The sequence below is a fragment of the Winogradskyella ouciana genome, from assembly GCF_009709615.1.
Lineage (GTDB): Bacteria > Bacteroidota > Bacteroidia > Flavobacteriales > Flavobacteriaceae > Winogradskyella > Winogradskyella ouciana.
In genome coordinates this window covers 1-12346 of the sequence record NZ_WJYA01000006.1, presented here as the reverse complement: position 1 = coordinate 12346, position 12346 = coordinate 1, and the positions used below count along the sequence as shown (strand labels likewise).

Annotated in this window: 14 protein-coding genes; 7 read left to right on the top strand and 7 right to left on the bottom strand. The window is 36.4% G+C overall.

Translation table 11 applies throughout. The features are described from left to right. Positions 1-80: 80 nt before the first annotated feature. The 7 genes from F1003_RS10070 (at position 81) to F1003_RS10045 (ending at position 4118) form a co-directional block, all read left to right on the top strand. Positions 81-941 (top strand): SPFH domain-containing protein, encoded by an 861-nt coding sequence (locus tag F1003_RS10070; protein WP_155089297.1) that lies wholly within the window; start codon positions 81-83, stop codon positions 939-941. A 2-nt stretch (positions 942-943) separates the two neighbouring features. After that, on the top strand, positions 944-1129 hold the full coding sequence (locus tag F1003_RS10065; RefSeq protein ID WP_155089296.1) for a hypothetical protein: 186 nt from the start codon (positions 944-946) through the stop codon (positions 1127-1129). Beyond that, entirely contained in the window at positions 1126-1284 is a 159-nt protein-coding gene (locus F1003_RS16850; protein WP_202913893.1) for a DUF4177 domain-containing protein, read from the top strand. Before F1003_RS10065 ends, F1003_RS16850 begins: the two co-directional genes overlap by 4 nt. Beyond that, on the top strand, positions 1284-1793 hold the full coding sequence (locus F1003_RS16845) for a hypothetical protein (RefSeq protein WP_155089295.1): 510 nt from the start codon (positions 1284-1286) through the stop codon (positions 1791-1793). Before F1003_RS16850 ends, F1003_RS16845 begins: the two co-directional genes overlap by 1 nt. Beyond that, the gene (locus tag F1003_RS10055) at positions 1786-1965 is read left to right on the top strand and encodes a type II toxin-antitoxin system antitoxin (protein ID WP_155089294.1); all 180 of its coding nucleotides are present in this window, start codon (positions 1786-1788) and stop codon (positions 1963-1965) included. Before F1003_RS16845 ends, F1003_RS10055 begins: the two co-directional genes overlap by 8 nt. A gap of 67 nt (positions 1966-2032) precedes the next feature. Then, entirely contained in the window at positions 2033-3343 is a 1311-nt protein-coding gene (locus F1003_RS10050; protein ID WP_155089293.1) for a DUF819 family protein, read from the top strand. Positions 3344-3407: 64 nt separating this feature from the next. Next, positions 3408-4118 carry a DUF4369 domain-containing protein gene (locus F1003_RS10045; RefSeq protein WP_155089292.1) on the top strand — a complete coding sequence of 237 codons (711 nt, stop codon included), beginning with the start codon at positions 3408-3410 and terminating at the stop codon, positions 4116-4118. A 97-nt stretch (positions 4119-4215) separates the two neighbouring features. Here the strand turns inward: F1003_RS10045 and F1003_RS10040 are convergent, their stop codons facing one another. The 7 genes from F1003_RS10040 to F1003_RS10010 form a co-directional block, all read right to left on the bottom strand. Then, positions 4216-4482 (bottom strand): hypothetical protein, encoded by a 267-nt coding sequence (locus F1003_RS10040; RefSeq protein ID WP_155089291.1) that lies wholly within the window; start codon positions 4480-4482, stop codon positions 4216-4218. 72 nt (positions 4483-4554) lie between these two features. Beyond that, positions 4555-5526, bottom strand: coding sequence for a type I phosphomannose isomerase catalytic subunit (locus F1003_RS10035; RefSeq protein ID WP_155089290.1), 972 nt, complete (start codon positions 5524-5526; stop codon positions 4555-4557). A gap of 4 nt (positions 5527-5530) precedes the next feature. After that, positions 5531-5941 carry a 6-pyruvoyl trahydropterin synthase family protein gene (locus tag F1003_RS10030; RefSeq protein ID WP_155089289.1) on the bottom strand — a complete coding sequence of 137 codons (411 nt, stop codon included), beginning with the start codon at positions 5939-5941 and terminating at the stop codon, positions 5531-5533. After that, positions 5938-6465 carry an isopentenyl-diphosphate Delta-isomerase gene (idi, locus tag F1003_RS10025; RefSeq protein WP_155089288.1) on the bottom strand — a complete coding sequence of 176 codons (528 nt, stop codon included), beginning with the start codon at positions 6463-6465 and terminating at the stop codon, positions 5938-5940. Before idi ends, F1003_RS10030 begins: the two co-directional genes overlap by 4 nt. Positions 6466-6572: 107 nt before the next feature. Next, positions 6573-8552, bottom strand: coding sequence for an OmpA family protein (locus F1003_RS10020; protein ID WP_155089287.1), 1980 nt, complete (start codon positions 8550-8552; stop codon positions 6573-6575). Between the two features lie 10 nt (positions 8553-8562). Then, complete coding sequence (locus tag F1003_RS10015) at positions 8563-9489, bottom strand: PorP/SprF family type IX secretion system membrane protein (protein ID WP_155089286.1); 927 nt, start codon at positions 9487-9489, stop codon at positions 8563-8565. Between the two features lie 34 nt (positions 9490-9523). Then, positions 9524-12346: CLIPPER-2 domain-containing protein (locus tag F1003_RS10010; protein ID WP_155089285.1), on the bottom strand; the 2823-nt coding region annotated here is incomplete at its 5' end.

Here is a 12346-nt window from a genome sequence, read left to right as displayed (position 1 = left end):
CACTAACATGTTATATCTTTATGATATCATTTTAATATCATATTGAATTATTAATGATAAACCTATTAAATTCTAAGATCATGAAAGAAGAAAAAATCATCGTCCCAGCAAATGGCTACTTAATGCTATTTTTATTTATTATACTCTTTTTTGGAAGTATAGCTACAATAATTGCCATGCAGACACCTTGGCCAGGAATAACCATATTCCTATCAATAGTTATGGCCTTTGGCTTTTTAATGGTGCAACCCAATGGCTCTAGAGTATTACTTTTATTCGGAAAGTATGTAGGCACCGTAAAGAAGAATGGCTTCTATTGGGTAAATCCGTTTTATACCAAAAAGAAGATTTCATTAAGAGCTAGTAACTTTGATAGCGAGCGTCTTAAAGTCAACGACAAACTTGGAAACCCAGTTATGATCAGTACTATTTTGGTCTGGCGCGTACAAAACACCTACAAAGCAGCTTTTGACGTGGATAATTATGAAAACTTTGTACGTGTACAAACTGATGCAGCCGTACGTAAATTGGCAAGTATGTACCCTTATGATAATTTTGCTGACGAAGGCGTTGATGAAGACATCACATTACGATCAAGCGTGAATGAAGTAAGCGAAGCCTTGGAAAAAGAAATTGATGAGCGTTTAACCATTGCAGGTATTGAAGTACTTGAAGCTCGTATAGGTTATTTAGCTTATGCCAATGAAATTGCAAATGCCATGCTTAAGCGTCAACAAGCTACAGCCATAGTCGCAGCAAGACATAAAATCGTTGAAGGTGCTGTAAGCATGGTAGAAATGGCCATCGAAGCACTAAATAAAAATGATGTGGTAGAATTAGATGAGGAACGTAAAGCTGCTATGGTAAGCAATCTTATGGTGGTTCTATGTGGAGACAAAGATGCCTCACCAATCGTTAATACAGGAACTTTAAGCCATTAAAAATGAATAAAAAACAAATTTACAGTATTGCCTTAGGAAGCGCATTTGGTACAAGCATTGGCACCACTATTGGAGCTGTAATAAATGAAGTGGCAATGGGAACTGTCTACGGTTCTATGATAGGATTAGTTATCGGTGTTGTTTTGGCATTAGTAGTATTTAAAAATGATAAAACAGAGAATCTATGAAAGAATATAAAGTAATTCAACCTAAACTGGGCTTCAGACAAAGGTTTCAAAATTTTGAAGATTTATTAAACCAGCATGCACGTGAAGGCTGGATAGTTAAGCACATAGGGCAAGGTTGGTCTAGCGTAGTCTTAGAACGTGATAAAAACAGATAATGCGAATATTTAAAGAAGAACAACGATTTAAACAATTGTGGCTTATCATCTTAATGGTGATAAGCCTCTTAGTGCCTATTGGTCTCATAATTGCCGTATATATAAAAGACCCAAGTAGTTTTTCTGCCATTGAGCTTGTATTGCTCATCGGCTTTTTAGTGTTAGTTTCTACTTTAATATTTATGTTTAAACTCACAACCAGGATTGATGAAAAAGGTATTCATTATAAATTCTTTCCGTTTCATTGGAAATTCAAAACCTTAGAATGGCATGATATTAACGAAGCCTACGTGAGAAGGTATGATGCCTTAAGCGAATACGGAGGTTGGGGATTTAAAGGCGGGCCACTTTGGAAAAAATCTAAAGGTAGAGCTATTAACGTTTCAGGAGATATTGGTATTCAACTGGAGCTAAAAAACGGAAAAAAACTGCTGATAGGTACACAAAAAAAAGCTGAGACGGAGAGTGTTTTAGCAACATATAAAAACAAAATTGAGAATAATGTCTAAGAAAAAAGCCTTTGCATTACGAATTAATGAAGATATGCTAAAAGCCGTTGAAAAATGGGCTGCAGATGAGTTTCGTAGTACCAATGGCCAAATAGAATGGATGCTAATGCAATACCTAAAAGAGCATAATCGGCAACCCAAAAAGAAAGAGAAACCTACAGACGAAAAGTGATCAGAGATGGTCACTTTTTTAATGCGCTTTTATTTTGGTATTTTGCAACCGCTAAATAATCTTCGATATGGACAACTCTCCTATATTTACAAATGACACTATTGTTTTTGGACTCCTGATGCTTGCATTAGGATTAGTTTTTTTAACAGAATCTATAAAAACTGGTTTTTGGGCAAAGTTTTATAAAATAGTACCAGGATTGTTTATGGCATATATGCTTCCGGCATTTTTAACTACTTCAGGCTTAATTGCACCAGAATGGACAACAGTTTCTGAGACTGGAGTCGAGATAGAACACAAATCTAATTTATATTATGTCGCAAGTCGCTACTTATTACCAGCTGCACTTGTTCTGATGACCTTGAGTATAGATTTAAAAGCAGTCTTCAATTTAGGGTGGAAAGCACTTGTGATGTTCTTTACTGGTACTATAGGAATTGTCATCGGTGGACCTATTGCCATTTTATTAATTGCCATGGTTTCACCAGAAACCGTTGGAGGTGCTGGTGCAGATGCCGTTTGGAGAGGACTTTCTACCTTAGCAGGAAGTTGGATTGGTGGTGGTGCCAATCAAACCGCCATGTTAGAAATTTATGGATACAATCAAAAACTTTACGGTGGAATGGTTTTCGTGGATATTGTGGTTGCCAATATATGGATGGCAATTATTTTATTAGGAATTGGCAAACGCAAAAGAATCAATACTTGGCTAAAAGCTGACACCTCTTCTATTGAAAGCTTAAAAGAAAAAGTCACTACATTTTCAGAAAAAGTAAAACGAAACCCTTCACTAACAGATTTAATGATTATAGTGGCCATAGCTTTTGGCACTGTTAGTATAGCGCATTTGTGTGCAGGTTTCTTAGCTCCATTCTTTAAAGGTGTTGTTGCTAATATTCAATCTGAAACCACTAAAAATATATTCACATTTTTAGGATCGACATTTTTTTGGATGATAAGTATTGCTACTATCATTGCTATTTTATTGTCTTTCACTAAAGCCAGAAACTATGAAGGCGCAGGAGCCAGTAAATTTGGTAGTGTGTTTATTTATATCCTCGTGGCAACCATTGGTATGAAGATGGATTTAACGCTCATTTTTGATAATTTAGGACTTATCGCCATCGGTGTAGTTTGGATGACCATTCATGCCTTATTATTAATCTTAGTTGCAAAGCTGATAAAAGCACCTTATTTCTTCCTTGCCGTAGGAAGCCAAGCCAATGTTGGTGGAGCAGCTTCTGCACCAATTGTAGCATCAGCATTTCATCCATCACTAGCTACCGTAGGTGTACTACTTGCCGTTTTTGGTTATGCAGTTGGTACCATTGCCGCCATAGGTTGTACAATTTTAATGCAATTAGCAGCAGGTGGCTAGTATATTTAATTTCAAAATAAGATATTTGCGCTTCTATTTTCAAGCATAACTATTAAAACAAAACATGACGAAATTCAATAAAATTCTAAGCCTTTTAATCTTAATTTCTATGATCGTTTCTTGCGGAAAGGACAAAGAGGCAAACTTTACTTTAAAGGGTAGTATCAAAGGATTGAAAAAAGGTGTGGTGTATCTTCAAAAAGATGGAGATTCCATTATAATTGATTTAGACTCAATGACTATAGCTGGACAACCAGAATTCACCTTACACACCAATATTGATGAGCCCATCCTACTCTATCTTAAATTGTTTAAAAATGATGGTGAAGAACATTATATTCCATTTTTTGCTGACAAAGGTGTTACCACAATTAAAACCTCTTTAAATAAATTCAACTATGATGCTGAAATAAACGGCTCTAAACAGCAAGATTTGTTAAACGAGTACACAAAGGTTATGTCTAAATTCAATGACCAAAACCTAAGTCTTATTGAAGCCAATTTTTTAGCTCAGAAAGAAAATGATAGTATTGCTGTGGATTCATTAAATAAAGTATCAGAAACCCTCATGAAGCGCAAATACTCATATACCATACAATTTGCACTCAACCATAAAGATAATATGATTGCACCTTATCTTGCATTGTATGAAATTCCATCTGCCAATCCTATTTATATCGATTCGGTTTATAATGGCTTAACCGAAGACATAAAGCAATCTTTTTATGGAAAAAAGCTGGAAGAGGTTATCGCTAACAGATCATCTGACGAATAGTGAAATTCTGAAACAAGTTCAGAAGGACAGAACCAAAAACGAAAAAACCAATCACTTTCATGATTGGTTTTTTTGTTGAATAGCCTGAATGAGTCTATTATAATTTATTGATACGATCTATTAACGCTCTACCTTTGGTTTCTAAATCATTGTTTATTGATTTAAAGTGTGCTTTAGGATCTTCGATGTCTCTCTCGTTTACACGTCCTATTAATTCATCAAATCCAGCAATAGCATCATCGATAATGGCATTACTTTCTTTGGTTGGTTTCTCGGCATTCTCCAATTCCCAGTAGTAAACCGCTTCAATGATATCTCCAAAAACGTAATTAATGTCCTTTTTTAAATCTCTTTTATTCGCCATGATAATTTATATTAATTTCTTGTGCAAAGGTAATGAATCCTATGATTATATAATCGGCAAAGCCTTATAGTTTTAAACATAGACTTCAAGAAGTTTTGCGCCCTTTGTTCTTAGTTTAAAGTCTTTTATATCAGCTGGGACTAATATGGTTTCACCCTTTGAAATGACATCGCTTGTAGTTTCTGTTGACAATTCAACTTCACCGTCAACACACATATAAATGAGGAAAGAGTCTTTAGTGTTAGTCTTTTCAATTTCAGAATCGATGTCTATAAAGTTGGTTGTAAAGAAAGGGCAACTCACCATTTTATTGGATGCATTCTTTTGCTTTTCATAGTCAACTCTAAAATCATCTTTCATGTTGAATTTAAAAGCATCTATAGCAATATCATTATGCAAATCGCGTGCATTACCTTCATCATCTACTCTATCCCAATCATATACACGATATGTTACATCACTAGTTTGTTGAATTTCTGCCAACAACACTCCTGCTCCAATCGCGTGGACTCTTCCGGCTTCAATAAAGTAGGTATCACCTTCTTTTACTTTATCGAAATTTAGAATCTTAGGCAGTGTTTTTTCTTCAAGATGCTTTAAGTAAGTGTCTCTGTCCATATCTTGATTAAATCCAACAATAAGATTAGCATCCTTATCTGCCTGCATCACATACCACATCTCTGTTTTTCCGAAGGAATTATGACGTTCTTTTGCCAAGTCATCATCAGGGTGCAATTGAATACTTAAATCCTGCTTTGCGTCAATAAACTTGATAAGTAAAGGAAAATCATTTCCAAAGCGTTTATAGTTTTTATGCCCTATTAAATCGGCTTTATAAGCTTCTAGAATTTCTTGAAGACTTTGTCCTTTTAAATGACCATTTACAACTTTAGAAATATCACCAGGTACAGTACTCACCTCCCAGCTTTCACCCAATTGTTTAGAATTGGATTTTCTATTGAACTGCTGAATAAGTTTTTCGCCTCCCCAAATTTTTTCTTTTAAAATTGGCTGAAACTTTAAAGGATGTAAAGTGTTTTTCATAACATTACTCACCAGAATAGGTTACAAAATTACGTGGAGTTTCATAAAGTGTGATTTCCAAATGGAATTTAGAATCTAATTTTGCCTTTATTTTATTATATATGACTACAGCTATATTTTCTGCGGTAGGATTTAAATCTTTAAATTCTGGAACTTCAACATTAAGATTTTTATGGTCAAAGGCATCCTCAACTTCAGATTTTATGATGTCCTTTAAAATCTTCACATCGATAACATAGCCTGTTTCTGGGTCAATATCTCCAGTAACACTTGCAATTAATTCGTAATTGTGCCCATGAAAGTTTGGGTTGTTACACAGACCAAAAACTGCTTCATTCTTTTCATCGCTCCAATCTTTTCTGTAAAGCCTGTGCGCTGCATTAAAATGTGCTTTTCTGTGTACGGTTACCTTCATGTCTTATTAACGTTTATATATTCGTAAAACTTCTCAAATATAATTTTAAACCAAGCTGTGTATTTTTCTGGATTTAATGCCATATCCACTTTAACTTCTTCCAGTGGCATCCATTTCCAATCTGCGACTTCGTCTGTATTTATATTTGGCGCATCGTTGTAATAACCAATCATTATATGGTCGTACTCGTGTTCTGTTAACCCATTATCAAAGGGTGCTTTATAAATGAATGATGTAGTTTCCTCCAGGTCCGTAACAAATCCCATTTCTTCTTGTAAACGTCGTTTACCAGCTTCTAAGTTGCTTTCACCATCGCGTTGGTGACTACAACAGGTATTGGTCCAAAGTCCAGGTGAATGGTATTTGTGCATGGCACGTTGTTGCAGCATTAATTCATTTTTATCATTGAAAACAAACACCGAAAATGCACGATGCAACAATGCTTTTTCGTGCGCTTCCATTTTGGGCATGAGCCCTATTTGATTATCATTCTCATCCACAAGGATGACTTGTTCTTCTGTCATATTGCAAAGTTACTATCTAAACCTGAAACAAAAGTAAAGGATTTCATAAAAAAAAAGCCGTTTAAAAAATTTAAACGGCTATTTCTATATTTTATCAAATTTATAGTTTAGTCTTTATCGTCACAAGATTTACCATTAATACTTGTAATAATAAATTCACTACGTCTGTTTAATTGATGTTCTTCTTCAGAACAACTAGATTCGTTTGTAGGTTCACAACCACAATCGTTTACTAATCTAGATTCACCATAACCTTTTGCCGTTAAACGATCTTCAGAAATACCATTATCCAATAAATACTGACGCGTAGATTGTGCTCTATTTTCTGAAAGTGTTTTATTGTAAGCCATAGTACCTCTACAATCGGTATGAGAACGAATATCAATAGTCATTGTTGGATATTTATTCAATACAGCCAAAACTTTCTGTAATTCGATTTCGGCATCATATCTAATGTTGTATTTATCGAAGTCGAAATAAATGATTGGAATATCCAATATTTTGGCTAAATCATCACATGGATTGATTTCCTGTACATCTTTATCCAATAACAACTGCAGCTGTAATTCTTGCTTTTTCTTTGGCGTGGTAAAACGTTTTTCGTCAGAAATATACGTTTCCTTTTCACCTCTAATTAAGTATTCCATTTCGCACTCTAGCTCAAACTCAAAAGCCGCATCGTCACCAACGGTCTTACGCTCTAGCTCATTACCTTCACCGTCAAATAAAATAACCGTCGCATTTGGTATCAACTCATCTGTCTTTTTATCTTGAACAGTACCCACAACAAGTTGTTCACATTCTGGAACTTGAAAGGTGTAGATATCATCACTTCCTTTTCCACCTTCTCGGTTAGAACTAAAATAAACACGCTTGGTTACTAAATTTTCGTAATAACCAAAATCGTCTGCGGCACTATTCACTGGCTTTCCTATATTTTCTATCGGGAAATTTCTGTTTGAACCTTGAGCTACTTTTTGATCTAATCCTTCTGACTTAAAGACATCCAACCCACCTAAACCTGGAAACCCAGTTGAAGAATAGAATAAATTACCACTTGTGTCCATAAATGGAAATGATTCTTGCCCTTCAGTGTTAATTGATGGCCCTAAATTTTCAGGTTCACCTAGCGTACCATCGTCATTGACATCAACAACGAAAATATCAGATTGCCCAAAAGTACCTGGCATGTCTGATGCAAAGTATAAACGAGAACCAGTAAGATTTAAAGCAGGATGTGCCACACTATAATCTTCACTGTTAAAATGAATTTTGTGAATTTCATCCCAAGTTCCATCTTCACTTAATGTTGCTCTATATAACTGCAGTCTGTTAATACCAGAATCGTCTTCCTTATATCTTAGTTTGAAAAAATTATTTCTGGTAAAGAACATATACTTGCCATTTGGTGAAAATACAGCACTAGACTCGTGGAACTTTGTGTTTACCTTACCATCAATCTCCTTTACTTCACCAAAACCATTTTCGGTCTTTTCTACTGAATATAAATCTAAGTATGGTTCTTCGTTCCAACGATACTTTCGCCCTCCGCCTCTAGCTGAAGCGAATACAATTCCATTTTCATATTCTGTTGTACCAAAGTCTGAAAACTCTGTATTGATTTCAAGGTTTTGAGGCTCAATATCTTCTCTACTTGCTTCTTCAATATTAGATCTATAATCTACTCTCGAAAGAAATGCCTTTCCTCTTAAATCATCTGGTTTCAATTCGTGAAACTTTTTCATCCATTTGTCTGACTCTTCATAGTTCTTAATACCTTTAAGAGCTAAAGCATATCTAAAATAGTACTCAGGATCTATGACTTCATTAAGCTCCATTAATTCACCGTACCACTTAGCAGCATTTTCCATATCATTTAGAAAATAATAGGAATTAGCTAACTTCTGAAAAAGATCAACGGACTTATAGCCCTTATTGGCAACCTCGAGAAGAACTTCGCTAGTTTTAACGTAAGCGAAATCTCTATAGTCATCTTGTACGCTTTTAATTTTTCCTTCTTGAGCATAAGCAGTTAAAGCAAATAAACCTGCAAACACTAAACATATATATCTTGTAATTGTTCTCATAGTCCTATTTTTAGAAGAAACGTGGTGATAAAATTCTACCTAATCGCTTAATTTCGAATCTTAAAGTTATTTCGTGAGTTCCGCTATTGTAATTATTCAATCCTGTTGTCGTTAAGTCATAACCATAACCAATAAACATTCCTGGTGTCGCCTGGAACCCTACTAATGCACTAAATGAATCATCCCATCTCCAAGCTAAACCAGCTGTAAGATTCTTTTTATACCAAAAGTTCGCTGAGACATCCGCAATAAGTGGAGCACCTGATACACCTTTTACTAAAAAAGCTGGTTTTAATTCTAAGGTTTCACTAAGATTAAATACATATCCACCTATAGCATAAAAATGCATACGCTCTGTGGCTACAGATTCCTGAAAATCGTCATAATGCTCTGTCTCTAAAAAATTAGGAACAGCTAAACCTAGGTACCATTTTCTGGTATGCATGTATAAACCTGCACCTACCATTGGTGAAATTAAGTTTAGATTATTATTGAACACAACATCTGAATCTTGAAAACGTCCTTTGCTCCAATCTGTATCTAACATATGTACACCACCTTTAACACCAAATGACAATTTAAGATCATTAGCGTTTAATGGTATTGTATATGAAAAGTTTGCATCGACAAAGGTTTCTCTTGCTGGTCCTAAGGCATCACTTACAATATTAAGACCCAATCCAACGCGTTCATTTCGCAAAGGTGAATGAATCCCTAAAGATTGTGTTTGAGGCGCACCATCAATTCCAACCCATTGGGACCTATGTAAACCTACTACGCTCAACGTTTCTCGTTGACCAGCATATGCTGGGTTAACACTTAGCGTATTGTACATATAATGTGTGTACTGAGGATCTTGCTGTGCAGAACTATTAGCACTAAGTAGTATAAATACTAAAACTATTAATCCTTTTATTATTGATGATTTATGTATCATTTTAATGTATTTTATAATTCAGTGTTAATTAGTCTTATCTATTGATGTATAACCATCCTACTCTTGGTTCTGAGCCATCACCTAGGTCAAGTACATAATAATATGTTCCCACTGGTAATTTATCAGATTGATTAATTACAGCTCTACCATTAGAAGTACCATCCCAATCATTTAAGTAACCATTCTTAGTATATACTATGTTACCCCATCTGTTATAAACTTCTAACTTGTTATTAGGGAATCGCTCTAAACAATCAATTACAAATGTTTCATTAACACCATCACCATTTGGTGAGAATTCGTTGTAAATTGTTAAACATATAGGATCGACAGCTGCAGTATCTTCATCGTTGCTTGGATTAACATCTGTTCCGCCATCAGCATTGAGGACAAACACAGTATTTGCATAATCTCCAATACCTAGAACTTCTACTGTAATCTGAAGTATTTCAACTTGATCTGGATCAAGTTGTCCTACAATCCATTCACCATCTATATCAGAATAAGTTCCTGCGGTTGTTATAGCTGACACAAATACATATCCACTTGGTATTTGTTCACTAATAACAACATTCGTAGCAGTAACATTACCAACATTTGCAACTTCAATTGTAAATGTGACTTCATCACCAACTACAGGTTGTAGTTCATCAACAACTTTATCAACTTCTAAATCGAAAATTGAATTTACAAATGTAATCGTTGGGTCATCTGGTTCTCCATCACCATTGTCATCATTATTACTATTATCATTAGGATCATCACTGGTATCAGTAACATCATCTGATGGATCACCTGGATCACCTCCTGGTGCCTCACTACTAACTGTAGCAGAATTCGTAACAAACCCTGTATCTAAATCAGCTTGAGTTATTTGATAAGTAGCTGTAAAAGTCGTACTATCAATCTCACCTGGCAAAAGCTGAGCTATAGGTCCACCCATCAATGTCAGTCCTGGTAAAGCATCTTGTACATCTATATTAGTTAATGTAAGATTACCTGTGTTCTCAACAATAAATACATATGAAATAATATCATCTATACTTCCTGCTATCCCATCTCCATTAGTATCTTCTAACGGTAAAGTTGTTTTAATTAAACTAATACTTGGATTAGGAGGAATTATAGTCTCCGTTGGATCATCCTCAGTGTTACCATCGGTATCGTCATCGTCATCACTCGTATCATTTACCGTTGTTCCCGATGGGCTGTCTCCACTAGCTACTACGCTATTCTGGAAACCTCCTGCATCCACCGCATCTTGTTGAACTATATAAGTTGCTTCGTAAGTAGCTGTTTCACCAACTTGTAATGTGCCTTCAGGACTTCCCGCATCCGAACTTACAAATGTAGGTCCTGAAGCTAAGGTCAATGTATTCCCATTGGCATCTGTGAATATATCAACAATACCTACGCTATCCAAGGTTACATTACCTGTATTGGTTACAGTTATTGTATAGGTCATCTCATCTCCTAATGAAGCTCCCGCTGGTGCTACATCATTTGTGATCATTACAGTTTTAACCGTCTCAATACTTGGATCCTCTAATATGATAGTCACAGTTGGATCATCCTCGGTGTTACCATCGGTATCATCATCGTCATCACTCGTGTCATTTACCGTTGTTCCCGCTGGACTGTCTCCACTAGCTACTATGCTATTCTGGAAACCACCTGCATCCACTGCATCTTGTTGAACTATATAAGTTGCTTCGTAAGTAGCTGTTTCACCAACTTGTAATGTGCCTTCTGCACTTCCCGCATCCGAACTTACAAATGTAGGTCCTGAAGCTAAGGTCAATGTATTCCCATTGGCATCTGTGAATGTATCAACAATACCCACGCTATCCAAGGTTACATTACCTGTATTGGTTACAGTTATTGTATAGGTCATCTCATCTCCTAATGAAGCTCCTACTGGTGCCACATCATTTGTGATCATTACAGTTTTAACCGTCTCAATACTTGGGTTCTCTGGAATGATAGTATCTGTTGGATCATCCGTTCCGGTTGGATCTGCTGGATCATCACTATCGTCCGTTACTGGATTACCGCTTGGGTCATCACTATCGGCTATCGCCTGATTCGTTACGATACCTGCATCAATATCAGCCTGAGTGATCGCATAGGTCGCTGTATAAACTATCGTTCCACTACCTACTACCATATCTTCTAAGTCGGCTTCTCCGTCTTGGTCTGTTCCTCCACTAACATAGGTCGGTGTTGGTAAGGTACCCGTTCCTGTAAAGTCCGCTGCGTCTTCTGTGACACTAACATCAAATAAGGTCGTGTTACCTGTGTTGGTTACTGTATACGTGTAAGTAATGATATCTCCTACACTGGCTACTCCATCAACTCCTAGGTCTAAACTACTGGTCTTCTCTATAGCGATGCTTGCTGCCTGTGGAATCGTCGTATCTGTTGGATCGTCCGTTCCGGTTGGATCTGCTGGATCATCACTATCGTCCGTTACTGGATTACCGCTTGGGTCATCACTATCGGCTATCGCCTGATTCGTTACGATACCTGCATCAATATCAGCCTGAGTGATCGCATAGGTCGCTGTATAAACTATCGTTCCACTACCTACTACCATATCTTCTAAGTCGGCTTCTCCGTCTTGGTCTGTTCCTCCACTGACATAGGTCGGTGTTGGTAAGGTACCCGTTCCTGTAAAGTCCGCTGCGTCTTCTGTGACACTAACATCAAATAAGGTCGTGTTACCTGTGTTGGTTACTGTATACGTGTAAGTAATGATATCTCCTACACTGGCTACTCCATCAACTCCTAGGTCTAAACTACTGGTCTTCTCTATAGCGATGCTTGCTGCCTGTGGAATCGTCGTATCTGTTGGATC

Excerpts from the sequence above, each read along its gene's own strand:
- F1003_RS10070 (WP_155089297.1), top strand. The coding sequence starts at position 81 with ATGAAAGAAGAAAAAATCATCGTCCCAGCAAATGGCTACTTAATGCTA.
- F1003_RS10065 (WP_155089296.1), top strand. The coding sequence starts at position 944 with ATGAATAAAAAACAAATTTACAGTATTGCCTTAGGAAGCGCATTTGGT.
- F1003_RS10015 (WP_155089286.1), bottom strand. The coding sequence starts at position 9,489 with ATGATACATAAATCATCAATAATAAAAGGATTAATAGTTTTAGTATTT.
- F1003_RS10045 (WP_155089292.1), top strand. The coding sequence starts at position 3,408 with ATGACGAAATTCAATAAAATTCTAAGCCTTTTAATCTTAATTTCTATG.
- F1003_RS16845 (WP_155089295.1), top strand. The coding sequence starts at position 1,284 with ATGCGAATATTTAAAGAAGAACAACGATTTAAACAATTGTGGCTTATC.
- F1003_RS10035 (WP_155089290.1), bottom strand. The coding sequence starts at position 5,526 with ATGAAAAACACTTTACATCCTTTAAAGTTTCAGCCAATTTTAAAAGAA.
- F1003_RS10030 (WP_155089289.1), bottom strand. The coding sequence starts at position 5,941 with ATGAAGGTAACCGTACACAGAAAAGCACATTTTAATGCAGCGCACAGG.
- F1003_RS10050 (WP_155089293.1), top strand. The coding sequence starts at position 2,033 with ATGGACAACTCTCCTATATTTACAAATGACACTATTGTTTTTGGACTC.
- F1003_RS10055 (WP_155089294.1), top strand. The coding sequence starts at position 1,786 with ATGTCTAAGAAAAAAGCCTTTGCATTACGAATTAATGAAGATATGCTA.
- F1003_RS10040 (WP_155089291.1), bottom strand. The coding sequence starts at position 4,482 with ATGGCGAATAAAAGAGATTTAAAAAAGGACATTAATTACGTTTTTGGA.
- idi (WP_155089288.1), bottom strand. The coding sequence starts at position 6,465 with ATGACAGAAGAACAAGTCATCCTTGTGGATGAGAATGATAATCAAATA.
- F1003_RS16850 (WP_202913893.1), top strand. The coding sequence starts at position 1,126 with ATGAAAGAATATAAAGTAATTCAACCTAAACTGGGCTTCAGACAAAGG.
- F1003_RS10020 (WP_155089287.1), bottom strand. The coding sequence starts at position 8,552 with ATGAGAACAATTACAAGATATATATGTTTAGTGTTTGCAGGTTTATTT.